This window comes from Halomonas sp. FeN2, assembly GCF_020595105.1.
Taxonomy (GTDB): domain Bacteria; phylum Pseudomonadota; class Gammaproteobacteria; order Pseudomonadales; family Halomonadaceae; genus Vreelandella; species Vreelandella neptunia.
Map to the genome: position 1 here is coordinate 720,880 of NZ_CP074200.1, position 24,004 is coordinate 744,883.

A 24,004-nucleotide genomic window follows, 5' to 3' on the forward strand; every position below is an offset into this window, starting at 1 on the left:
CCAGCCTGAACTATGAGTCAACTTGCCACCTGGCGAACCGGCAGCACACGCGTGCTGCCGGGTTTTGGCCTTTCTATGGGTATCAGCGTGCTGTTTATCTCGCTGGTGCTGCTGCTCCCTATTACGGGCCTGTTCGGTCAGTTAGCGGAGCTTAGTTTTGCCGAGTACTGGGCGATCATTACCGAAGGGCGCGTGGTCGCCAGCTATATGGTCACCATTGGCGCGGCAGCCGTTGCGGCGATTATCAACGCCATATTTGGCTTATTGCTGGCGTGGGTGTTAGTTCGCTACGACTTTCCTGGCAAGCGCTTACTGGATGCCTTAATGGATCTACCCTTTGCGCTCCCCACCGCGGTGGCAGGCATTACGCTGGCAACCCTTTACGCCAGCAGCGGCTGGATGGGTGGATTGCTGGAGCCGCTAGGGTTTCAAGTCGCTTACACCTGGGTGGGCATCGCCCTGGCCATGGCCTTTACCAGCATCCCGTTTGTAGTGCGCACGGTGCAGCCGGTACTGGAAGATATGCCAGTGGAAGTCGATGAAGCCGCTATGTCGTTGGGTGCTACCGACGGTGTGGCCTTTCGCCGCGTGATCTTGCCGCATATCTGGCCCGCCTTGGTGACTGGAACCGGGCTGGCGTTTGTGCGTTCGCTGGGCGAGTTCGGAGCGATCATTTTTATCGCCGGCAACATGCCTTATGAAACGGAGATCACCGCACTGATGATTTTCGTTAAGCTGCAAGAGTATGACTATGCGGGGGCTTCAGCGATTGCATCGGTGGTATTGTTTGTCTCCCTGGCGCTGCTACTGGCGATTAATATTTGGCAGGGACGCTTTGTGCGCCGCCTGCATGGAGGTAAGGGGTAATGCGTCGAATTGGTGATGCACCGCTTATCCGGCGCCTGCTGATAGGCGCCGCCCTGGTGCTGTCAGCACTGTTTCTACTGCTGCCGCTGGTGGCCATTTTTGCTCAGGCATTCTCCCAGGGCGTAATGGTGTTCTGGTCGAACGTCAGTAATACCTTCACCCTGCACGCGATTGGTCTGACGCTGGTGATTGCGCTGTTGACCATTCCCGTGTGCCTGGTATTTGGCGTTGCCCTGGCGTGGCTGGTCACGCGGTTTAGCTTTCCTGGGCGGCGTATTCTGCAAACGTTGATCGATATTCCCTTTGCGGTCTCCCCCGTTGTCGCGGGTCTGATTTACCTGCTGCTGTATGGCCGCAACGGTTGGATCGGCACTTGGCTGGACGGCTATGATATTCAGCTGATGTTTTCTTGGCCGGGCATTCTCATGGTGACCATTTTTGTTACCTGCCCTTTTGTCGCCCGGGAACTGATCCCGTTGATGCAGGCCCAAGGCTCTCGTGAAGAGGAGGCGGCGGTGACCCTGGGTGCTTCCGGCTGGACGACCTTCCGTCGCGTTACGCTGCCCAACATCCGCTGGGCGCTGCTTTATGGCGTCATTCTGACTAACGCCCGCGCCGTGGGGGAATTTGGCGCTGTCTCGGTGGTCTCCGGCGCTATTCGCGGTAAAACCAATACGCTACCCCTGCACCTTGAGCAGCTGTATCAGGATTATAATGCCGTGGGGGCGTTTGCCTGCGCGGCCCTACTCGCCTTTATTGCCCTACTGACGCTCGCCGCCAAGGCCGGGCTGGAATGGCGCGCAGCGCGCCGGGAGGCATTTGCATGAGCATTCACTTACACAACATCGCTAAGCACTTCGGCACCACCCAGGCGTTAGAGCCGATCAACCTGGATATTCACGAAGGCGAGCTGGTCGGCCTGCTTGGCCCCTCAGGCTCAGGTAAAACCACGCTGCTGCGGATTATTGCTGGCTTGGAAAATGCCGACCGCAACGCACAGCCCAGCAAAATTCTGTTTGGCGACCGCGACGTGACCAATGTCCATGTGCGTGACCGGCGGATCGGCTTTGTATTCCAGCACTACGCGCTATTTCGCCATATGAGCGTCTACGACAATGTGGCTTTTGGACTGACCGTGCTGTCGCGTAAACGCCGCCCGAGCAGTGGAGAGATTCGCGCCCGGGTGTTTAGGCTGCTTGAAATGGTCAAGCTGGAGCATCTTGCCAATCGCTACCCTGCCCAACTTTCCGGTGGCCAGCAGCAGCGTGTGTCCCTGGCCCGCGCCTTGGCAGTGGAGCCGGAAGTACTGTTATTGGACGAGCCTTTTGGCGCTCTGGACGCCAAAGTGCGCCAAGAGCTACGCCGCTGGCTGCGTCATCTTCACGATGAACTCAATTTCACCAGCGTTTTTGTCACCCACGATCAGGAAGAAGCGCTGGAGCTTTCTGACCGCGTCGTAGTCATGAGCAACGGCCGTATAGAGCAAATTGATACTCCCGATGAACTCTACCGGGAACCCAAAAACCGCTTTGTGTTTGAGTTTCTAGGCGATGTGAATCATCTGGAAGGCAAAGTGACCAACGGCGTACTCACCTGTGGCGACGCATACTGGCACGTGGATCTACCCGATGGCCATGAAGAGCTGCTGCTACGCCCCCATGAAGTGCGGCTAACCGAACAACCCACCTCTGAGAGCCATCTACCGGTGACCATCACGGCGATCTCGCCGGTGGGTGCCGAGGTGCGCGTGGAGCTAGAGGCGGATTGGCTCGCCCAGCCTTGGCTGGCTACCGTGCGCCACACTGATTTTGAGCACTTGGCGCTTCGCCGCGGGCAACGCTTATTCGCCCATCCACGCCACTGGCGACGCTTCCCCAAAGCTGAGTCGAAAGCGACGGAGCAAAGCCGCGTGGCTTAATGCAACGGCAGTTGCCCCTCGTGGGCAACTGATTTAGCTCGCGACCACTCAAGCTTTCAACCTAATCGCGACAACTGTGGGGGGGAGCTTCAGCTCGTGAATGTTGGGGCTGCCAGCTTGGGGGTGTTTTCAACACCCTTCGCGCGCTAAAGCGCCCTCCCACAATAGCCTTGAGCCTGATAACAATCCTGCCAAAGCCAATGACTAGCGCATTTGCCTAAACGTTAGGCTCACCCGCGGTTCAACATCTTTCTTGGTTTTAGGCAGGCTATGTAGCCAGTTTTGCTGTGTATTACCTTGCATAATTAACAGACTGCCGTGTTCTAACGTAAGCGACACACTCTCCCCTGTTTTTCGATGTTTAAACGAAAATTTCCTCTCGCCGCCTAGGCTCAACGCCCCAATCGCGCCATTCTCAACAAGGTCTTTTTCGGCGTCACTGTGCCAGCTCATGCCCTCATCCCCTGAGCTATAAAAATTACCCAGGCACGAATTAAACACCTCCCCGCAGTGGCTCTCCAGCACCTGCTTAATCTCTCTTAAACAATCAGGCCATACTAACGCGATCTTTGTATATCCTGAGTACGTGTAAGAAACCGGCTTGTCCGCATACCAGGCTATTTTCCTCTTTGTAACGATCTCTTTGCCGTAAATAAATGCACGATCATGCTCCCAGCTTAGTTCGCTTAGACACTTATCCAAATACATATCGGCGGTAACGGTATCCATGACTTTGCCGTAGTAGTAGGCCTCACCATCCCGAGGAAGCAGATTAATCAACTTCATATCGTCGTTTTCAAATAGATCCATTTTAACCCCTCTAATGTGCGAAGCCGTAGAAGGCAGTACCCGCCGCCCGTGGCACAAAGCCAACCCCGACGCATCAAACCATAAGCCTGCACATTCCGGTTTAAAAACATGCAACAAAGCAAGAAACGGGTTTTTTCGTCGCTATAAAAAGCCAATACTGCATTGCCATGGGGCAAAAAACCAAGCCCCCCCTGACAACTTCCGGTAAAAAGCTAAAAAAAATCAACCATCAATTAGCGGCTCAAGGCTAAGAGCAAGCTTTGAAAAGGGGTATAAAATGAGAGCAATAGACTATATACGACTACTGTCGCTAGCCGCTATCTGGGGAGCAAGCTTTCTTTTTATGAGAATCGCCTCACCGGCGATAGGCCCGATCAACACGGCATTTTTTAGAGTCTTTTTTGGCCTTATTGGCTTGGCTATTATCATCGCGATCATACGTAAAAGCCTCGCGTTCAGAGGCAAGTTAGGCAAGATTTTGATTTTGGGTGCCATCAACTCAGGTATCCCATTCCTTATGTACAGCATAGCTGCAACATTACTACCTGCTGGCTATTCAGCGATTTTAAATGCGACGACCCCTTTAACAGGGGCCATGATTGGCTTTTTTATCTTTAGCGAGAGTTTAACTATAAAAAAATGGCTGGGCGTAACGCTAGGTATTATCGGCATTACGGTTATTACCACCGTGGGTGATTCAAATATTGTTGGCAACATCTATATAGGTGTTGCGGCCTGTATAATAGCCACTGTTGGTTACGGCTTTGCTGGCTTTCTTACCCGAAAATGGATAACCCAACAGGGCGGCCTGGATTCAACGTTGGTTGCGTTTGGCAGTCAAATAGGCGCTACCGCTTTTCTCAGCCCCTTTTTACTTTGGAACATCTCAACTGGCCCCAGCATTGATTGGCTTCAAGGTGATGTGTGGTTCAGCCTGCTCGCAGTCGGCTTTTTATGCACCTCCCTCGCTTATATCCTTTATTTTAGATTGATCGCTGACATTGGGCCGTTACGGTCGCTCACCGTTACCTTCTTGGTGCCACCCTTCGCGGTGCTATGGGGCTTTCTAGTCCTTGATGAAACGCTATCCAGCGGATTCTTGCTTGGCTCTTTGGTCGTTCTACTTTCTGTTTGGTTAATCGTGGGGCCCGATTCAAAAAAAGCAATCTAGCGAACTAGGTTGCGTCAATTTTTACGCAGCCACAGCGGTGCGCAAAGGCAATGTGCAGTGTGATGTGGGAAGTGACTGAGCAAAGCCACATCGCCAGAACATACCGCCAAGGCGCTACCCGCGTTATACTGGCGTTTTAGCCATAGCGGAGGAAGACCATGCTTCGGCGTCACTTTTTACGGATTTCAGGTGTGCTGCTGGCCAGTGCATGGCTTGCTGGTTGCGCCAGCCCCCAATACTTACAGCTTAGCCCTGAACGCAGCGCGCAGGTGCCGCAAGTTGGCTCAGGCCAACAGGTGACTGTGATTGCCCAGGATGGCCGCGAAAGCGATATTATTGGCAACCGAGCTGGCGGCGATATGTCGACGGCGCATATTACCGTGAGCAGCCACGAGCTGATTCCACGCTTACAGCAAGAAGCTGAGCGTGCCGTGCGGGATATGGGCTTTAGCCCCACCACCGAGCAGGCCGAGGGCCGCCCGAGCTTGACGCTGGAACTTGCCAGTCTGAACTACGCCCGTGGCGACAGCGGCCAGCCACTGGTAGATGAAGCGCGTCTTGAAGGTGTTTTCCGCGCTATCGCGCAAAATAAGGGCACTACTTATACCGGCACTTACACCTCGCGCCGTACCCAGGGCTATGCCCTTAAGCCTGATGCCGACAGCAATGCACGCATGCTCAGCGACTTACTTAGCGATGGCATGAACCGCGCCTTTAGCGACCCAGAGCTGGGCCGTTTACTCGCGCGCTGAGAGACCCCACTGAAACAGATTTGTCACGGGCTGCGCCTCTTTACCTCTAGAGGCGCGGCCCGCGTCGTTCCAGCGCCCATACGCTCTCCGTTCGGCCACGCTCATCCGGGCTACCCTCCTCCAGAAACGTTAGCGTGAAGTTGGGGGTGAACAGGCTTTCGATCTCGCTTTTGGGCACACTATACGGCGGCCCAGCACTGCCATCGGTATGCGATAAACTAATCAGCAGGCCCTTGGCGCCGGGCGGTACCAACTGTGCTAGGTGAAACGCATAGCGCTGCCGAGTGGCTGGTGGCAGCGCTATAAGCGAGGCGCGATCATAAAACGCGCCAATCTCGGCGGCCTGCTGAATATGCAGGTGAAAAAAGTCCCCGCACCACAATTCCACGCTACCTTGGCGCGAAATCGTAAACCCTGCCTGACGATAGCGGGATACCGATGTGCTGCGCTGAGCCAAAAACTGCTCAATGGCCTCGGGGGCAAACTCTATACCCAGAACCGGGTGTCCTTCATCCGCCAACCAGCGCATATCAAGGCTTTTTCCGCACAGCGGCACCAGTACCTTGGTGCGATGAGCAACACCGAGCGACTCCCAATGGCGCAGCAATGCCGGGTGCGCCTGCTGCAAGTGAAAGCCAATACGCCCTTCTTGCCAGCGCTTGCGCCATTGATCGCTCATTTTGGCCACCTTGAAATCGATTGCACTATCCGGAGAGAGGGCTTATCGCGCCTTTAGAACCAACGGTCACGCTTTTTACGCCGACGTGGGAGGTGAGGCACAATCAGCCCCACCAATAAACCCGCGCCAGCCACACCGCCGCCGTACATGAAGTAGCGCATCAGAAGGTCTTCTTCTTGGGTCTCCAGGCGCGCCTGGAGCGCCCTCACTTGCCGACGAGACTGCTCTGCTTGAGCATCCAGCTCTTGGTTGCTGGCTTCAAGCTCGGCAATGCGACGTTCGCGAACCTCTAGAGTCTCTGTCATTGAGGCAGTACGCTGCTCCCAGGTTTCATTGATCCCCTCGAGCTCGGCGGTTAGCTCCTCGACCTGGGCTTCTAACGCAGGTAGCTGCTCAACCGCGCTCGGCGTTTGCTGTAGCTCATTGCTCAACACCCAGACCGCATTGCCATCATTGTTGCGCACACGGGTGTAATCACCGCTGGTTTCCAATACCTCTACCTGCTCACCTGCGTTGAGCGTCCCAATGATACGGTAACCATCGGTGGGGCCGCTGCGCACATAGGTGCTCAGCTCATCGGTCACCCATGCTTGGTTGGCAGACTGAGCAGTGGCATTGAAGCTGGTAAAACTGAGTAAAAGGCCAGCCGCAGCGGCGTAATTTCGATAACGAGTTCTGTTTACTAGCATGACATCATGTCCTGATTAAAAACGCTGCAAGGCGGACGAAGCCAACAGCGCTTATCGCTTAACTTAGCGGGGCGCTTGTCTCATACGCTTACCCTTCTCCGCGCGGGGGCAACGGAAAGGGACGGGGGAACTCCGCTACCCGGGCATCGGTTTTGACCGCCTTCAATGGCCCCTCGCGCTCTACTTCATCAATGCGCACAATAGCATTTAACGGCAGGTAGCTACGCTTGACGCCATCGAAGGTTCGTTGCAATTTTTCAGTCGCAGGGTCAACCACTACCCGTGAAGCATCGTCAAAGACAAACTCCTCGACTTCAATAAAGCCCCAGAGTTCGCTTTGAAAGATCTCTCGGACGTATAAATCCCAAATTTCACCCTGCTGGTGAACCACCACACGGTAGATCGGCTTGGCCGCCATCTTGGCCTAATCCTCTTGCCATTCGTACATTAAGTTGAACCGCCTAGCTTACCATATTCCCGCAGTTACGCCTTTACGCTATACCCTCAAGCCAGTGATACGCTAATGCAAAGGAAAATGCGCTCATTAGCCGCGCATGCCCCCCTCGTGTATGGTAGTGAGCGTGATTTGGCAATTATGTTCGTTCACCAAGTAGGAGTCATCAACATGCAGAAGGATCCCAATAAAGGCTATATCGCTCTATTAGGCTGGAGTCTCAATGCAATTGAAGCGGCCGAAAATTTTGACCGTCGCTACATTGTCGTTGCACCTGACTGGGCGGAAGAGTATTGCCAAAAACACGACATTCCCTACGTGCCTTGGAATTTCGAGCGACTCAATGATCGCTCAATGGAAATTGCCGAGACGCTTAAAGAGAAAGGCGTCGATGTCGCCATTCCGCTTTACGAAGAGACCGTTGAGTGGGCTGGCGCTATCAACTCTGTGCTACTGGATAACCCGCGCCTTTACGGTCAGTCGCTGTTGTTGCGCGATAAAGCGTTAATGAAGCGTCGTGCCCAACTAGGCGGCATCCGCGTGGGTATTTTTGAAGAAGCCCACGACAAACAAGATGTCGTGCGCTTTCTCAAGCGCGTTAACCAGACGCTGCTCAAGCTGGACGGCGACCCCAACGACCCGATTCACCTGAAGGCGTTTGATAAAGCAGGCTGCCTTGGTCACCGCGTCATTCGCACCCCAGATGAAGTCGATACCATCCCGGATGAAGAGTTCCCGGTGTTGATGGAGTCGCACCTGGATGGCTGGGAATTTGCCGTGGAAGCGTGGATTCATGATGGCAAAATCGCCTTCTTGAACATCTCTGAATACGTGACGCTAGGTTACTCGGTGTTTGTCCCCGCGTCGCCTGAGCTCGAGATTTACCGTGAACAGATCACCCAACAGATCGAGAAGCTGATTAAAGCGTTCGATATTGAGTTTGGTTTGATCCACCCAGAATACTTCGTTACCAGCGATGGTGAAATGTACTTTGGCGAAGTGGCCTACCGTCCGCCCGGCTTCAAGGTATTCGAACTGCTAGAGCGTGTTTACGGCTTCAATGCTTACCAGGCTTCCATGCTGGTATTCGATCCGAAAGCCACGAAAGAAGAAGTGGCCACGTTTTTCCCGAAAGAAGTGGTCGATGCCGATGGCTTTGCCGGCTGCTTTGGCGTTTACCCACGCCGCCGTGTGGTCAGCCGCTTGGAAATTCCCGAAGAGACTGAAGATCACCCCTACTTTGAGTCTCATGAGCTAACCTCACCAGTAGAAGAAACCGTTACTAAACGCACCGCGTTTGGTACTCATTGGGGTCTGGTCTACTTTAAAGGCGAAGACGCGCATACTATTCGCGATCTATTAAAACGCCAAGAAGACCTCGACTTCTATGTATAATCCCCGCTAATGCTGGGATAAGGAGTCACCGTGGAGACAAATCAAGTTACGTCTTCTCAAGAAGATAGCAAGCTCGATGGATTATTGAGCCAATTTGATGACGCAGTGCGCCTGCTGAACCAGGCGCCCGCCTTCTCGAAACCCGCCAAATTGCCGCGCGTGATGGACACTGCGCGGCGAGTATTGCTTCAGGATGGCGGGTGTGACGCACTGGAGTCCCGCGCGCAAGCGTTTGAGGACTCTGGTGTGTTTTTGGGCTCCGATTGGGAAACACCCCAATATTTGGTACCGACCCTGACGACCTTCTCGCTGAAAAGCGCGGATGCCAATGTGGTCGTCATTGAGGCATTGAGCGAGCTTCGACTGCTTGCTGTCGCTAAAGGCAATTTTGAACACCCGTTGGTTTCTTCAGAGCATGCACACCACTACCTTACTCAGGTAATGGCGATTAATTTATGGCTGCTGTTCTTGCCACCCAGCGAGGCGGAGCGGGAAACCCAAGGGCGACTGGCGACTATCCCACGCCAGCTTTTTCAGCATTTAGCTGAACGAATCGGCTATGAGCATATCGTTGATCGCCTGATTGATGAGATTTGGCGCATTTTAAAACAGCGCCCTATTCAGGTTGACTCGATCAAACAGATGATCACCCAAATTGCCCTATGTCAGGCCAATCCAGAGATTGATCTTGGCGCTAGTGGCCAAGGCGCCGACCGGCTGGTCAGCTCGCTTTACGGCCCCACTCAGGCCTGCCGCGAAGATCCTGGCGTGGATATTTATCGCGATCGGTTAGAGCATATGGATCAGGCGGCCCTGCAGGCTGAATCTACCGGCTTCGCCCGGGCAATGCACGATACCGGCTTGGTATCACCGTATCACGCCGTGCTGCTGCGTCACCTACTCGAAGAAGGTGACCACTTACTCTCCGAGGCGCTGGGTCTTTCTTCTACCGGCCGCGACTGTCTACTCTGCTATCGCGAGCTGGTTCAAGCGCTTATTCGGGGCGGCGTTTATCCAGCCACCGCACAAGCGGTTTACGGCCTGGCGCTGATGCTTGAGCGCGGTATTCTCTATCAGCCGCCGGTGGCGCCCGCCATGTGGCGTCAACTTAACCTGCCGCTATCCGAGTGGGCGCAGTCGCGACTCACCCTGTCCTATGGCGACACTGTTTCTCCTCGGGCACGCTTAATTGAAGGCGTGCTCTGCATGCTGGGATTACCGCTAGGCGTTGGTCAGGGCAACAATCCTACCTGCCAGTCGGCACGTGCACTCTCCATGTGGGCGTACAACGACCCAGACTATCTGCTGCAAATGGTGGCGTGGGCAGCCCGAGATGACGAAATCATTATGCATTTTGAAGGCCAAGCCATTTCCTCCATGGCGAGCCTATCAGGTGTGGCGACCCAGTTACCCATCGATCTCGACCCGGTTTCGCTGATTGTCGTGCCACACCTGGATCGAATTTATGCCGAAATGGGACGGCGCTGCATTGGCCGTGAAGGTGACCCTCACCGCTGGGTGAATCCTGAATTTCACGGTTGGTGGTCGGGCCGTGGCTTTCGCATCAATGTCGATGTTGCCACCGGTCAACTTAGCGATGTGGACGACTTTATTCGCCACTTTTTCGCCTATTATCATCCCTACTACAATGGCAACCAGCCGCTGATTCACCCTCAGCCAGCGGGTATTGCGGTCACTGATAGCGCGGCGCGTTTTATCGGCTGGCACGCAATCACCATTTTGCGGGCATCCCTCGACCCCTCTGATGTCATGCGGATTTACTTCTATAATCCCAACAATGATAGCGGGCAGGATTGGGGCGATGGCGTCATTGTGAGTACATCAGGCAATGGTGAGCGCTTCGGCGAGGCCTCGCTGCCTTTCGATCGCTTTGCATCTCGGCTGTATATTTATCATTACGATCCTCTTGAGCGCGTTGACATAGCCGACGTCACCAGCGAAGAGGTGGAAAATGTTAAACACTACCTGCACCGTAGCTGGGGGGCCTCACGCTTACCGCCTACCGAGCTGCAGGCAGATCAAGGCTCCAACTCATCCCTACCCAATACACCCCCAGACGTGGGGTAAGCAGCCCTCTGAACAACACACTCTTAATCTCTATGATGCGACTCGATCAACTGTTGGTCAGCCAGGAGCTGGCCAACTCGCGTACCCGCGCCCAAAGGCTTATTCGTCACGGGCGAGTAAGACTTGCCGATAACGGCAAGCCGTTAACCAAAGCGTCTGAAAAATGGCCCGAAGATACCCGCTTTGAAGTAGATGACGATCCCGAAGAGCGCTATGTATCCCGGGCGGGGTTAAAATTAGAGGCAGTGCTCACAGCGCTTGAGCTGCGTTTTGACAACGCTGTTGTGCTCGATATCGGTCAATCAACCGGCGGCTTCAGCGACTGCGCGCTGCGTTTTGGCGCCCGCCATGTGATTGGTGTCGAGGTCGGCCACGGACAGCTTGCAGCAGAGCTACGCGGCGACCCACGCGTCACCTGCTTGGAGGGATTAAATGCGCGCTCGATGACCAGCAGCGAAGCCCTTACCAGCGTGCTTTCTGCCCACCCCATCAATAGCGCCATTATGGATGTTTCGTTTATATCCCAAACGCTGATTCTGCCCGAAATTGCCGCCCTGCTACCACCAGGGGGGCAGTTAATTTCACTGGTGAAACCACAGTTTGAGCTAACCCCCGGCGCCCTGGATAAACGTGGCGTGGTACGCGACGCTAAACACTTTGCAGAAGTTGAAGCCAACATTCGTCGCAGCTGCAACGCCTGCGAACTTAATATTCAACACTGGCAGGAGAGCCCGATCACCGGCGGCGACGGCAACCGCGAATTTCTCCTGCATGCAGTAAAAGGGCCTTAAAAAAAGAGAGCTTAAAAATGCATTACGTCGATGCAGGGGGCAGTTGGTTCGCGGACTGCACTTTAACCGCCTCCCCCTGATCAGGGTGTAGCCACACATCCATCTGTTCAAACGCCACGCGTACGCCCGCTTCGCGAAACAGCGCATCTACCCGGCAGTTGATTTCATCGGCGGCAAACAGTCGGTCAAGCAGATCGTTGACGAAAATACGCAGCTCAAAATTGAGGCTGTGCTGCCCATAGCTTAAACAGAAAACCTGCGGTTCTGGATCGGCTAGCACTCGGGGGTTTTCATCCGCCACCTGACGTAATAGCTGATGCACCTTGGCCATATCGGAGCCGTGGGCCACGCCGTAAGTGAGCACAACGCGGGTGATATTATCCGACAACGACCAGTTGATCAGTTGGTCGGTCACAAAGGTCTTATTGGGGATAATAATCTCTTTACGGTCGAAATCGGTCACGGTGGTCGCACGGATACGGATACGGCTGACGGTTCCGTGCAAATTGCCAATCGTGATGGTGTCACCAATGCGAATCGGACGCTCAAACAGGATGATTAAACCGGATATAAAGTTGGCAAAAATTTCCTGCAAGCCAAACCCCAACCCCACACTCAAGGCAGCGACCAGCCACTGCAGCTTGTCCCAGGAGACGCCCAGCGTCGAAAGCCCCATGACAATCCCCGTACCCACAATGGTGTAGGAGAGCAGCGAGCTAATGGCATAGGCGCTGCCCTGTTTCAATGACAGCCGGGATAGCACCATCACTTCCAACAGACCGGGTAAGTTGCCCGCCATAATAAAGGTAATAGCGACAATCAGCAGAGCAGCAAAGACATCGGAGATCGATAGAGCGTTATCGACCAGATCCCCTTCTTGCGCCTCCCACAATGACACGTTGTCCAAATAGCCGAGCACCGAGAGCAAGTCTGACCAGACCAAATAAAGCAGCGCACTGAAGCCAATCAACACAATCAACTTGGAAAGCCGCAGCGACTGGCTATTGATCTGGGCCATATCAAGCGGAGGCTCCTCCACGACTTCGAGGCCACCTTCCGCGCCCTCTTGCACCTGAGCGCGCCGGCGCGCCAGCGCACGGCGATAAGCAAGCCGCCGTGCGGCTACCGCAAGACTTCTTACCAAAGAGGCTTCTACCACGACCCATAGCCCCAGCAAGTAAAGGGTAATCGCGAACCGCCCCACTAAACGTAACGCGGTGTATTCGTAACCCCAGACCACTAATCCCAGTAGGATCAGCGGCACCGAGGCCATCGCCAGCCCCAACAGCAAGCGAAACAGGTGCACGCCAAAAATGGGAATATGCGCCAGTATCAGTTGCGCCAACCACCAGCTCATCGCCATCAAGCCAAACGCAAATAGCCCCAAGGCGACAGGGCGCATCGCTAGCGGCGTTTCCATCTCTCCGGACATCGCCGCAATGGCAATGACTGGCACCAAGGCGATGCCTAGCCCGCCTAACAGTTGGCGTAACCGGGCGTTGTACTGTGGCGACCAGGTAAAGTGGCGCTCGGCCACTCCATCGGCGACCAGTAGTCTGCGCCCCCAAGCGACGACGGCCCAGCTTAAGGCCAATTGAAGCAGCGCCGGGGCAACGCTATTAGCCAAGGAGCCAGCCGCCCCCTGCAGCCCAACGCCAATACCGGCTACTGCCAACGGGCCCGAGAGCGCCAGCAGCGCATTCAGCAGCACCGCCCTGGGTGTGTGCAGCTGGGTATCGCTCTTTAACCGACCTATCTGCGAATGCAGCGTGGCCAAGCGGGCCTTGATTTTGCGACGCAATCCCATTAGCACCAGACTCAACACCACTAGCGGGGCGCCTCTAAGCACTTCCCAGGAGAACCCTTGCCAGCGGGTGGGCAAAATGGCTCGCCACTCTCCTTCTTGCCATTCTAGCCGCAGGTTGCGCGGTAATTGGCGTACCCAATTTAGATCCAATGGCCGGCTGTTGGCGACCCAAAACAGCTGCTCATCGATGGTTTTGCGTAACTCAATAGTCGTCGATACCAACTGCTGCTGGTTGAGCTGCAGCTCAATCGCCGCACTTAATAAACTGCCGTAAGACTGCTCCAACTGCTCGACCAGTTCACGACGGGATTGATAAAGCTGCGAAAGTGAATCGACCAATCCCGGGGTCGCCTCAATGCCCTCCTCAGCCAGCCGCGTGGCGGCATATTGTTCGCTTTGGCGCAGCTGATCACGCTGGCGAACTAAATCAAACTGTTTTAGGCGCAGGTCGGCAATTTCGTCCTGCAAATTTCGTGGGGCCGCCAAAGAAGGTAGTGACTTGCGCTGTTCGCGCAGAATACGCGACAGCAGTTGGCTGCCACGGATAGCCTCAATTTGCTCATTAAGACTACGCTGTAGCTGACGCACGTTCTCCAACTGCCGCTGGGCTTCAATGTTTTCCCGCACCACCGTGTTAGCACGGTCAGTTGCCCGCAGCAGCTCCAGGCTAAGTGTCTGATTGGTTTGCTGCGCTTGCACCACCACCGGATGCCCCGCAGCGATTAACGGATTATCCCTGGCGGCATCCGCAATGGCTTGTTCAGAGGCTAACCGACGCTGCCGATCAATCACCCCTTGCAGCATCGTTAGCTGCTGCTCTTGATAATCGATCTGCACCATCAGCGCATCGCGACGCTCCTGGGCTAATTCGCGCAGGCGGCTGTTAGCGCTTAGTTCGCGCTGATAAAAGCTCACTTCGCGTTCGGCCAGCGCCCGCTCAAGGCGTAATTGGATCAGCCGCGCATCGCTCAAGGCAGAAAGTTGACGATCCGCCAGCAAAGCCTCGCGCTCATCGTGCTGTCGGCGTAGACTCTCCGCACGTTGGAGGGTTTCCGCGATAGACTGCTGGGCCCGCTCTGGGAGTGTTTGGGCAGCCAACAGCTGCGAGTTCACTTCCGCCAGTTGGCTTTGCAACTGCTGTAGCTCGACCACCGCGTTGGTTTGCAACGCTTCCAACTCATCGAGGGGACGGTCGCTCAAGTCGGCCACCGTCAGCTGCTGCGAAGCTTCTTCCGCTTCGCTCAAGTCGCGCTGTAGACGAGCTAGTATTTCAGGGGCTTGTTCTACCCGGGTGTCTAGTGCAGCAAGACGCTCTTCCACAGAGGCTAGCCGTTCATAAGCTTCGATGGCTGCTTCCAGAGCCTCTTTATCGCTGGCCTGCTGGGCGGTCAAGGGCTCCTCAAGGGCTTCTAACTGAGCAAGCCTTGATGCCAGTTCGGCCTGTTCGGGTACCCGTTCAAGCATATTCGACTGAAGCGCAGCGTGAGCTGGATTAATAGCAGCACTGCTCATGACGAGCAGTAGGAACAAACAGGTTATACTCCACTTACAGGCGCATCTCACCACGTTACGTATCAACACGTTACTTAGGGCCTCGCTGACATCAAATGCTCCGCAGAGACGGAGAATGAGGTTATTGTCAGGCGTTCTGATGGTCAGCGCAATCAGAGGTGTTGACTTCCGCAGGCGGCGTGATAGAAACAAGCTTGGCATTTGCCTATTCCTTCATTTTGCGAGTCACCTTGATGGTCACCCGAAAACTGCCGTTGACGAAATTTATTGTTCTGCTGAGCCTTGCAACGTTTAGTGTGAATGCCGTTGCCGAGTCTCAACAAGAGATTGAGGCGCGTATCCGTGCCCTCAATGCCGAGCTGTATGATCTGCATCAACAGTTGCAGCAGATAGAAAATCCCGAAGAAGCCTCGCAAGGCATACCGTTTGAACAGTTGCCTGAAGAAGCTGCCCGGGAGGATTTGAGCGAGCGCCGCGAACTTGAACAGGAATCAAGCCGCAACCCGTTTGCAATTACCACCCACCGCACCAACTATCTGTTTCCGGTTAGCTTTAATACCAACCAGAACCGAGAAAGCTTCCGCAATATCTCTGACGATGGCGAAGTGAGTGATGTGGAACTGAAATTCCAATTCAGCGCCAAGGTTAATCTGGCTGAGCAGGTATTCGGTAACTACGGCGACGTCTACTTTGGCTACACCCAGCGCAGCTGGTGGCAGGCTTATAATACCGACGCCTCATCACCCTTTCGGGAAACCAATTACGAGCCGGAAGTGTTTATTGATTTTGACAATGCCTGGAGTGTACTGGGCTGGGTAAATACCCGTAACCGAATCTCCCTTAACCATCAGTCGAATGGTCGCTCGGATCCGCTCTCACGTAGTTGGAACCGAGTGTATCTTGAAAGCACCTTCCAACGTGGCGACTGGGCGTTCACCCTGGCTCCCCATTGGCGGATACCTGAGTCCGGGGAGGACGACGACAACCCTGACATCGAACGCTACATGGGATACGGCGACATTCGCCTCGCCAAGCGCCTCAATAATAACCATGAAGTGAGCGGCCAGTTACGCGGCAACCCCAGCGCAGGCAATATCGGCACTCAAATTGATTACAGCTGGCCCGCTTTCAACAGCTTGCGAGCACATGTACAGTACTACTACGGATATGGTGAAAGCATGATCGACTATGATCACCGCGTGCACCGCTTGAGCCTTGGGTTTAGTTTAAATCCCTTATTTAGTGCCACAGGGCTGAACCGATAGGCGCATTTGCTTGTCTGTTGCTAGGTGGCTGCTATGCTTGTGCTTGTAGGCAGTAGCTAATTACAGTAACTAATAGTTAGCAGCCCCATCATTCACTCGTCAAAGGAAGACTCCATGGCTAAACGTCAACCCACTTACTCTACTCAAGCCGATCAACTCAAAGATGATCTGCGTCACTTGAGTGAAACCGTTGAAGAGCTGGTCAACGCGACCGCTAAAGATGCCAGCGGAGAGATGAACGATCTTCGTACTCGCGCCGAACGCCGTTTAAAGGACACCCGTGCACGCCTTGAAGCTCGTGGCGAGCGCATTTATGACGAAACTCGCGACTCGCTGACTCACCAGGTCGATGCGTGTGACCGTTATGTCCATGAAAACCCCTGGACAAGCATAGGTATTGGTGCCGCAGCAGGTATGGTTGTGGGTATGCTGCTCGGTCGTCGCTAATGGCTTTGGGTCCCACCCAACGCGTCTTCTCTGCCGCCAAACGCTTACTGAAATCGCTGATTGCTAATAGCGAAACCCGCCTGCGTTTGGCGGTGTTTGAGTTAGAGGAGGAGCGTGCACGCTTACTGGTTCTACTGCTGCTGGCAGGAGCAAGCTTACTGCTCCTCTTATTAGGTATTGCCACACTGACGGCACTGGTCGTCGTTCTATTCTGGGATACCTACCGCTTAACGGCCATTGCCATCAGCGCTGGTGTGTTGATCGGTGCCAGTTTGCTACTCGCGGTTATTGCGATTCGCCAATCCAAGCAACACTCTCTGTTAAAAGAAACACTCAAACAGCTTGCTGCTGATCGAGCACTGCTTGAGGAGCCAAGTGATGAAACCATCCGCAGACACCGCTAAGCCACCAACAAAACCGCTCAGCCGCGCTGAGCGCAAAGCGCTTTTGTTAGCCGAGCTAGAGCAGCAGCGCGTGGATATTTTGGTCGATAGCGAATTTTTACAGCAGGCCGCTTCACCACTGGATAGAAACTGGCAAAGCTTCAAGCTGCCTCTCTACGCAGTTGGCGGCTTTGCCGCATTTAAGCTGATGCGCCATCCAGGTGGTGCAATGGCGGCAGGCAGAAAAGCGCTTGCGGGCTATATGCTACTCAAGAAACTTAAATTATTAGCCAAAGTGGCTAGTTAATTTTATTAATCTACCTTACTTGCTGTCAGGCTTTATCTAAAAAGGCTGCGAGCGAAGGCTAGGCTACCAGCTTGATAGTAGCTCCGGTAGGAGGCAGCTTTAGCTCGCGACCACTCAAGCTCTCAGCCTTATGGAACTAAGGGGTGCCTAGTGCACCCTTCGTCGAAGTGTCGAACCGCCGCTAAAGCGGCCTTCCACCACCAGCTTGATAGTAGCTCCGGTGGGAGGGAGCTTTAGCTCGCGAATGTTCAGGCTACCAGCATGATGAAGCTAAGGGGTGCTTGCAGCACCCTTCGCCCGCTGAAGCGGCCTCCCACAATAGCTCTCAGCCTTATGGAACTAAGGGGTGCCTATAGGGCACCCTTCGTCGAAGTGTCGAACCGCTGGAAGCGGCCTCCTACAATATACAGCTTGCTTAGTGATATTAGCCTGAATAGTGGGTCTGATGATGGCTAAAGATAGTCAACCTGCATAAGCTAACGAATAGCCATTTTTAACGAAGTATGGCCAAGCGCAGCTAGTTTTCAGGCAAAGCCTAGCAGGACTGCCCGCAGGCGACGCCGCTCGCCCACGCCCACTGAAAGTTATACCCGCCTAACTCTCCCGTTACATCCAATACTTCACCAATAAAGCGCAACTGCGGCAAGCCTTTAACCTCAAAGGTTTTGGACGAAATCGCATCGGTATTGACCCCGCCCATGGTCACCTCTGCGGTACGCCAACCTTCTGTTCCCGCTGGCTTCAGTTGCCAGGCGTTGAGTCTTTGCGCCCACTCATCCAGTGCAGCATTAGCATACTGAGCCAGGGGCTGCGCCAAGTCATGGTCGGGATACCACTCCAGCAGTGCTTGCGCGAAGCGTTTCGGGAAGCGTTCGCCAAGCCATGTCGAGAGCTGACGCTTAGGCGTCTCTTGGCGTGCATAGCGCAGCGATTCCGCCACGTTTTCATTGGGCAGCAGATCAATATTAATGCTCTCCCCTGGCTGCCAAACGCTGGATATCTGCAGCATCGCCGGCCCAGACAAGCCACGATGGGTAAACAGCATAGGATCCACAAAGCGGCGACTGCCAGCACTAACGGCCACTGGTACACTCAAACCAGAGAGCTCAGCTGCGCGCGCTTTCCAAGTATCGCTTAAGGTAAACGGCACCAGCCCGGGTCGCGTAGCGAATACCTCTAGACCAAATTGGCGGGCTATGTCGTAGCCAAACCCTGTCGCGCCCATGCTCGGAATGGAAAGTCCACCGCTCGCGATGACGACCACCCCGGCATCGATTTTACCTATCGAAGTCGTTAGCCGCATGGCACTGCCCTGTTGCTCCACGCGGGTAACCTGGGTGCTGAGCCTGATTTCAGCCCCGGCCCATTCACACTCGGTCAGTAGCGTATGGACAATCTCTTTAGCCGAGGTTGCACAGAATAGCTGACCCGGCGTTTTCTCAACATGTTCAACGCCATGGCGCTCTACCAGCTCAACAAAGTGCTCAGGGCGGTAACGTTTGAGCGCCGAAATACAAAAGTAAGGATTTGAAGAGTAAAAGTGCTGTGGCGTTGTGCCAAGATTGGTAAAGTTGCAGCGGCCGCCCCCGGACATGAGAATCTTCTTGCCCGCTTTGTTAGCATGATCAAGCACTAAGACCCGTTTTCCGGCATAGCCCGCTTGGGCTGCGCACATTAAACCAGCGGCGCCAGCACCGATGATGACAACGTCATAGATCATAATGAACAGCTCATATTGAGGGCGACTCCCGCCGTAAAAGGCAGGCATTCTAACAGGGTCGCACTTAAAAATTATTATATAGCCAAATTACCCTATACAATAATTGTATAAATATTATCTAACGCTGAGAACCCTATGCTTTTGCCCTTCCACCGACGACGGCTGTTGCGACTCACACTCGTGCCTCTCACCCTTCTACTTTCCTGCGTGGCGTTGGCCCAATCAGCGCCCTCAGTCATCGGCACCCGCGCGATCGTGACGACCTGGTCGGATCCACTAGAAGCCTTAGGTACCCTTCGTGCCGATGAGAGCGTCACGCTATCGGCTACCGTCACGGACATCGTTGCCGAGATCAATTTCCGTGACGGCGAGCAGGTCGAAGAGGGGCAACTGCTTATTCGTCTGGAGGATGCCGAAGAGCAGGCGCAGTTGAGGGCGTCCCAGGCACTTCGCGAAGAGCGGCGCAACGCTTCAAATCGCGCTTCCCAGCTGCAAGAACGCAACCTGGCGGCCCGGGCCGATGTAGAAGATAGCCAATCACGGCTGCGCCAGGCAGATGCCGATATACAAGCGATTGAAGCGGAGTTGGCCAATTACCAGATAAAAGCGCCCTTCAGCGGCCGTGTCGGCTTTCGCAATATCAGTATTGGCGCTCTGGTCACCCCAGGCATGGATCTGGTGACGCTCGATAAATTGGATGTCATGCAGCTCGACTTCAGCGTTCCCGAAGTATTTCTTGGCCGCCTCTCGCCAGGCTTGATGCTCAACGCCACGACTGCCGCTTACCCTGACGCCCTCTTTAGCGGTGAAATTGCCACCATCGGCACACGGGTGGATCCAGTCACGCGCAGCGTAAGCGTCCGCGCTGATCTCGAGAATACCGATGGCCGCCTGCGCCCTGGCATGCTGATGGAAGTGATCGTTCAACAGCGCGTACGCGATACGGTGGTTATCCCTGAGGCGGCCATAGAGCCTAGCGGTGACCGTCACTTCGTGATGTTAATTGAACAGAGTGAAGGCAGCACACGCTTGGCACGTCGCGAAGTAGCGATTGGCGAGCGTCGCAATGGCGAGGTGGAAATTCTCGAGGGACTCGCCGCCAACGATTTAATTGTCTTTCATGGCCTACAGCTAGCCCGTGATGGGCAGGAAGCCAGGTTAATTGGGATCGCCGATGACGAGACCGGTATACGAGCGCTGCTGGAGGCCGACCGCTAATGCGTTTATCGGATATCTCTGTACAGCGACCGGTATTGGCGATGGTGATCGCGGCGCTGATTATTGCCTTTGGCCTACTGGCGCTCAATCGTCTGCCGCTACAAGAGTACCCCACCATCGACCCGCCAGTGGTCACCATCGATACCCGCTACCCCGGCGCCTCGGCAAGCGTCGTCGAAACACGGATTACCCAGGTATTAGAAGACCGCATTGCAGGCGTTGAAGGCATTGAGCTGATTACCTCGCAAAGCGAGGATGGTCGCTCTCAGATCGAAATCGAATTTGGCATCGATATGGATATCAATGCCGCCGCCAATGACATTCGCGACCGTATCTCCGGCGCGCTGCGCAACCTACCCGACGACGCTGACAACCCAGAGGTCACCAAAGCCGATAGCAGCGAAGAGATAGTGGTGTGGCTAAGTCTTTCCGGCGAAGACTACTCCATCACCGAGCTGACCGACTACGCTAACCGCTTTCTGGTCGACAGCCTTTCCGTTCAGCCAGGGGTAGCACGGGTGCGTGTTGGCGGCGGCAGTGACTACGCCATGCGGGTGTGGCTGGATCGCAATGCCTTGGCCGCACGGGGACTCACCGTTAGCGATATCGAAGACGCACTAAGGGCAGAGAACGTAGAGCTACCGGCAGGCTCGCTTGAATCCGAAGATCGGCAGTTTATTGTCCGCCTTCCCCGCAGTTTTGCCAGCGCCGAAGATTTTCAGCGTCTCGCCCTCAGCTCTCCTCAAAACCAAGAGGTAAACGGCTATCTGGTGCGCCTTGCTGACGTAGCAAGAGTAGAAGTCGGCGCTGTGGAGGATCGTTCTGTCTTCCGCTCTAACGGCATCCCCATGGTCGGCCTGGGTATGATCATGCAGTCGACGGCCAACGTCATAGAGCTCTCCGAAGCCGTTCAGGTCGAACTTGAACGCCTGCAAGGTACGCTACCTGAAGGGATGTCACTGAGCCTTAACTACGATGCCTCGCTGTTCGTCTCCGGGGCGATTGAGCAGGTCGTTATGACGTTGTTTATCGCCATGGGCTTGGTGGTGGTGGTGATCTTTATGTTTTTGGGCAATTTGCGCACCACTCTGGTGCCCGCGGTAACCGTTCCGATAGCCGTTATTGGCGCCTTTACTGCTCTGGCCGCGATGAATTTCTCAATCAACCTGCTAACGCTGCTGGCGCTGGTGCTGGCGATCGGCCTGATTGTCGATGATGCCATCGTCGTGCTTGAAAATATAAACCGGCGTATGCACGACTACGGCGAGACACCGCTAGTCGCCGCCTTTCGCGGTACCCGGCAAATCGCTTTTGCAGTTATCGCCACCACCCTGGTGTTGGTGGCGGTTTTCCTGCCGCTCAGCATGTTGCAAGGCGATATTGGCCGACTATTTTCCGAGTTCGCGCTGACCATGGCCGCCGCGGTGGTAGTCTCTACGCTGCTGGCACTGACGCTTACGCCGATGATGGCGTCTAAAATTCTTAAGCCGGGCATGCACGACAGCCGGATTGGCAAAGCCGTGCAGTGGCTTCTCAGCGGCACTCAACGTCTCTATCAGGCCTCGTTAGAGTGGATGCTCAAAATGCGCTGGCTGGTGGTCACGGCGTTTGTATTGCTGATTGGAGCCACCGCCTGGCTGGCCACGGTACTGCCCAACGAATACACGCCTCAGGAGGATCGCGGTAACTTTATCGTATTAGTGAATGGCCCTGAAGGCGCCACCTTCGACTACATGATGGACTATATGGATGAGATCGAAGCGCGGATGACACCATTGGTAGAGAGCGGTGAGCTGGAGCGCGTCGTCGTTCGCGCCCCTCGTGGCTACGGCAACATCGAGAACTTCAATAGCGGCTTTATTATCGTCAATATGGCCGACTGGGGCAGTCGACGCAGTGCCTGGGAGATCATGGGCGAAGTACGCGAAAAGCTGCGTACGTTGCCAGGAGTACAAGCCTTCCCGGTAATGCGCCAGGGGTTTGGGCAGCGTACCCAAAAGCCGGTGCAGTTTGTGCTGGGTGGTGGGACTTACGAAGAGCTTGCCCGCTGGCGGGATACGCTGATCGATCATGTGCGTGAAAACAACCCGCGCTTGATGGCACTGGAGAGCAATTACAACGAAACCCAGCCGCAGCTAAGAGTCGACATTGACTACGAGCGCGCTGCTTCGCTGGGTGTTACGGTTACCGAGATCGGCAGAACGCTTGAAGTGCTGTTAGGTGGCCGTAACGTCACTCGCTACGTGGATGACGGTGAAGAGTACGACGTCATTTTGGAAGGTGACCGCGGCAGCCAAAACAGCCCCAGGGCGTTGGATAACATTCAGGTGCGATCTGCTCGCACAGGTGAGCTGATCCCCCTGGCCAGCCTGGTCACACTCTCCGACTTTGCTGGCGCCAGCACCCTGAATCGCTTTGACCGTATACGGGCGATTACCATTGAAGCCAATCTGGCGGATAGCTACCCTCTCGGCGAAGCCTTGGCCTACTTAGAGCAGAGCGCCGCGGAGCTACTGCCGGAAGAAACACAAACCAATTTGGCAGGCGCCTCACGGGATTTCCAAGAGGCCAGCGGCGCCACCGCGTTCCTGCTGATACTGGGCGCGCTAGTGGTCTTTTTGGTGCTGGCAGCGCAGTTCGAGAGCCTGATCCATCCCTTTGTGATTATGCTCACGGTGCCACTCGCAATGAGCGGCGCGCTCCTCGCCCTGCTGCTAAGCGGTCAGTCGCTTAATATCTACAGCCAAGTTGGCTTGGTGCTGTTGATTGGGCTGGCGGCGAAAAACGGCATTCTAATTGTCGAGTTTGCCAACCAGCTGCGCGACGAGGGTAAAGCCTTTCGTGCGGCGTTGATTGAAGCCTCTGTGACGCGCTTAAGACCTATCTTAATGACCGCCGTGACCACCATGGCCGGCGCCATACCGCTGATTGTCTCGACAGGGCCGGGGGCTGAGTCGCGCCTGGTGATCGGCACAGTAATTATGGCGGGCGTCGGCTCGGCCACGCTGTTTACGCTGTTTGTCGTGCCCGTCGCATACGATCTACTCGCGCGTCACACGGGTTCGCCAGGTGCAGTTAAGCGGCAGTTGGAGGAGGAAATTGCTAACGCGCCAGGAAGCGCACCAGATTCATAAAACGACAAACCAAAAGGGCGCCCCAATGGGACGCCCTTTTGGTGAGCTACCGGTTAGTTATTAACAAATTAATTATTAACTAAGAGGCAGTAATTACTCACACTCGCCAAGGTACTCGCCTTCAATCACGGTATTCATGCTGAGTTCACCCATGGGTGACTGGGTAAGGATATCGACGCTGCCTTCGATACGCTCGCCCATAAAACGCATTTCGCCATCGATGGTGGCTTCACCACCCTCAGCGCGACACACCATGCTGTAGCTTAGACCGTCTGCATTCAGCTCCTGGTCGAGCAGTTCACAGCCTTCCTCTTCCTCGATGAAGCCAAATTCAGCTCCCTCAAGCTCTTCCTGACTAATACACTGGCGCTCGGTTTCCGTTTGATCCGGAATTTCCATTTCGCCGGTGACGCTGGTTTTGCTCACAAACTCCCACTCACCAGCGGTGACATTGGGGGTTTCAGCCAACGCGACCATCGGAAAGGCCACTAGGGCCGCTACTGCCATGTTACGTAACATCATCGCTACTCTCGCTGCGTTGCTTTGGGAACTTAAATCCTGGGATATCCTACCTGATTCAACCCCACGATGCCCTAC

The 24,004-nt window shown here is 54.9% G+C and carries 21 protein-coding genes; 14 read left to right on the forward strand and 7 right to left on the reverse strand.

Annotated elements, in window-relative coordinates; translation table 11 throughout:
* Window positions 1–12 precede the first annotated feature (12 nt).
* From cysT to KF947_RS03405, 3 genes are read left to right on the forward strand one after another with little or no spacing between them, the layout of a single operon-like run.
* Window positions 13–867 (forward strand): sulfate ABC transporter permease subunit CysT, encoded by an 855-nt coding sequence (cysT, locus tag KF947_RS03395; RefSeq protein WP_133732779.1) that lies wholly within the window; start codon window positions 13–15, stop codon window positions 865–867.
* The gene (cysW, locus tag KF947_RS03400; RefSeq protein WP_133732780.1) at window positions 867–1,694 is read left to right on the forward strand and encodes a sulfate ABC transporter permease subunit CysW; all 828 of its coding nucleotides are present in this window, start codon (window positions 867–869) and stop codon (window positions 1,692–1,694) included. Before cysT ends, cysW begins: the two co-directional genes overlap by 1 nt.
* Complete coding sequence (locus KF947_RS03405; RefSeq protein ID WP_133732781.1) at window positions 1,691–2,785, forward strand: sulfate/molybdate ABC transporter ATP-binding protein; 1,095 nt, start codon at window positions 1,691–1,693, stop codon at window positions 2,783–2,785. Before cysW ends, KF947_RS03405 begins: the two co-directional genes overlap by 4 nt.
* Window positions 2,786–2,989: 204 nt before the next feature.
* Here KF947_RS03405 and KF947_RS03410 read toward each other — a convergent pair whose 3' ends face one another.
* The gene (locus tag KF947_RS03410) at window positions 2,990–3,595 is read right to left on the reverse strand and encodes an alpha-ketoglutarate-dependent dioxygenase AlkB family protein (RefSeq protein WP_133732782.1); all 606 of its coding nucleotides are present in this window, start codon (window positions 3,593–3,595) and stop codon (window positions 2,990–2,992) included.
* A 277-nt stretch (window positions 3,596–3,872) separates the two neighbouring features.
* Here KF947_RS03410 and KF947_RS03415 point away from each other — a divergent pair, with 277 nt between their 5' ends.
* Window positions 3,873–4,766 carry a DMT family transporter gene (locus KF947_RS03415; RefSeq protein ID WP_133732783.1) on the forward strand — a complete coding sequence of 298 codons (894 nt, stop codon included), beginning with the start codon at window positions 3,873–3,875 and terminating at the stop codon, window positions 4,764–4,766.
* 158 nt (window positions 4,767–4,924) lie between these two features.
* Window positions 4,925–5,518, forward strand: coding sequence for a YajG family lipoprotein (locus KF947_RS03420; protein ID WP_133732784.1), 594 nt, complete (start codon window positions 4,925–4,927; stop codon window positions 5,516–5,518).
* A gap of 46 nt (window positions 5,519–5,564) precedes the next feature.
* Here KF947_RS03420 and KF947_RS03425 read toward each other — a convergent pair whose 3' ends face one another.
* The 3 genes from KF947_RS03425 to KF947_RS03435 form a co-directional block, all read right to left on the reverse strand.
* Window positions 5,565–6,197, reverse strand: a complete 633-nt coding sequence (locus tag KF947_RS03425; RefSeq protein WP_227405450.1) for a thiopurine S-methyltransferase — start codon at window positions 6,195–6,197, stop codon at window positions 5,565–5,567.
* A 53-nt stretch (window positions 6,198–6,250) separates the two neighbouring features.
* A complete protein-coding gene (locus KF947_RS03430; protein ID WP_133732786.1) occupies window positions 6,251–6,886 on the reverse strand; it encodes a TIGR04211 family SH3 domain-containing protein in 636 nt (211 codons plus the stop codon).
* Window positions 6,887–6,974: 88 nt separating this feature from the next.
* Entirely contained in the window at window positions 6,975–7,304 is a 330-nt protein-coding gene (locus tag KF947_RS03435; RefSeq protein WP_007113264.1) for a DUF1820 family protein, read from the reverse strand.
* Window positions 7,305–7,511: 207 nt separating this feature from the next.
* On the opposite strand from KF947_RS03435, the gene KF947_RS03440 reads away from it, so the two are divergent.
* From KF947_RS03440 to KF947_RS03450, 3 genes are read left to right on the forward strand one after another with little or no spacing between them, the layout of a single operon-like run.
* Window positions 7,512–8,735: an ATP-grasp domain-containing protein gene (locus tag KF947_RS03440; RefSeq protein WP_133732787.1), complete on the forward strand. Its 1,224-nt coding sequence runs from the start codon at window positions 7,512–7,514 to the stop codon at window positions 8,733–8,735.
* A gap of 30 nt (window positions 8,736–8,765) precedes the next feature.
* Window positions 8,766–10,823, forward strand: coding sequence for a hypothetical protein (locus KF947_RS03445; protein ID WP_133732788.1), 2,058 nt, complete (start codon window positions 8,766–8,768; stop codon window positions 10,821–10,823).
* Window positions 10,824–10,855: 32 nt separating this feature from the next.
* A complete protein-coding gene (locus KF947_RS03450; RefSeq protein WP_227405451.1) occupies window positions 10,856–11,614 on the forward strand; it encodes a TlyA family RNA methyltransferase in 759 nt (252 codons plus the stop codon).
* Between the two features lie 22 nt (window positions 11,615–11,636).
* Here KF947_RS03450 and mscK read toward each other — a convergent pair whose 3' ends face one another.
* On the reverse strand, window positions 11,637–14,951 hold the full coding sequence (gene mscK, locus KF947_RS03455) for a mechanosensitive channel MscK (RefSeq protein WP_264478628.1): 3,315 nt from the start codon (window positions 14,949–14,951) through the stop codon (window positions 11,637–11,639).
* A gap of 215 nt (window positions 14,952–15,166) precedes the next feature.
* Between mscK and KF947_RS03460 the strand changes: the two genes are divergently transcribed.
* From KF947_RS03460 to KF947_RS03475, 4 genes are all read left to right on the forward strand, one after another.
* Window positions 15,167–16,198, forward strand: a complete 1,032-nt coding sequence (locus KF947_RS03460) for a phospholipase A (RefSeq protein WP_227405452.1) — start codon at window positions 15,167–15,169, stop codon at window positions 16,196–16,198.
* A 114-nt stretch (window positions 16,199–16,312) separates the two neighbouring features.
* Window positions 16,313–16,645, forward strand: coding sequence for a DUF883 family protein (locus KF947_RS03465; protein ID WP_227405453.1), 333 nt, complete (start codon window positions 16,313–16,315; stop codon window positions 16,643–16,645).
* The gene (locus tag KF947_RS03470) at window positions 16,645–17,049 is read left to right on the forward strand and encodes a phage holin family protein (protein ID WP_071693730.1); all 405 of its coding nucleotides are present in this window, start codon (window positions 16,645–16,647) and stop codon (window positions 17,047–17,049) included. The genes KF947_RS03465 and KF947_RS03470 overlap by 1 nt, the downstream gene beginning before the upstream one ends.
* On the forward strand, window positions 17,024–17,335 hold the full coding sequence (locus KF947_RS03475) for a YqjK family protein (RefSeq protein ID WP_133732793.1): 312 nt from the start codon (window positions 17,024–17,026) through the stop codon (window positions 17,333–17,335). The genes KF947_RS03470 and KF947_RS03475 overlap by 26 nt, the downstream gene beginning before the upstream one ends.
* Window positions 17,336–17,870: 535 nt before the next feature.
* On the opposite strand, the gene KF947_RS03480 is transcribed toward KF947_RS03475, so the two are convergent.
* On the reverse strand, window positions 17,871–19,055 hold the full coding sequence (locus KF947_RS03480; RefSeq protein WP_227405454.1) for an NAD(P)/FAD-dependent oxidoreductase: 1,185 nt from the start codon (window positions 19,053–19,055) through the stop codon (window positions 17,871–17,873).
* Between the two features lie 135 nt (window positions 19,056–19,190).
* On the opposite strand from KF947_RS03480, the gene KF947_RS03485 reads away from it, so the two are divergent.
* Window positions 19,191–20,273: an efflux RND transporter periplasmic adaptor subunit gene (locus KF947_RS03485; RefSeq protein WP_319796390.1), complete on the forward strand. Its 1,083-nt coding sequence runs from the start codon at window positions 19,191–19,193 to the stop codon at window positions 20,271–20,273.
* Window positions 20,273–23,407, forward strand: a complete 3,135-nt coding sequence (locus KF947_RS03490; protein ID WP_227405456.1) for an efflux RND transporter permease subunit — start codon at window positions 20,273–20,275, stop codon at window positions 23,405–23,407. Before KF947_RS03485 ends, KF947_RS03490 begins: the two co-directional genes overlap by 1 nt.
* Window positions 23,408–23,500: 93 nt before the next feature.
* Here KF947_RS03490 and KF947_RS03495 read toward each other — a convergent pair whose 3' ends face one another.
* Window positions 23,501–23,929, reverse strand: coding sequence for a DUF3617 domain-containing protein (locus KF947_RS03495; protein ID WP_022522778.1), 429 nt, complete (start codon window positions 23,927–23,929; stop codon window positions 23,501–23,503).
* Window positions 23,930–24,004: the final 75 nt, after the last annotated feature.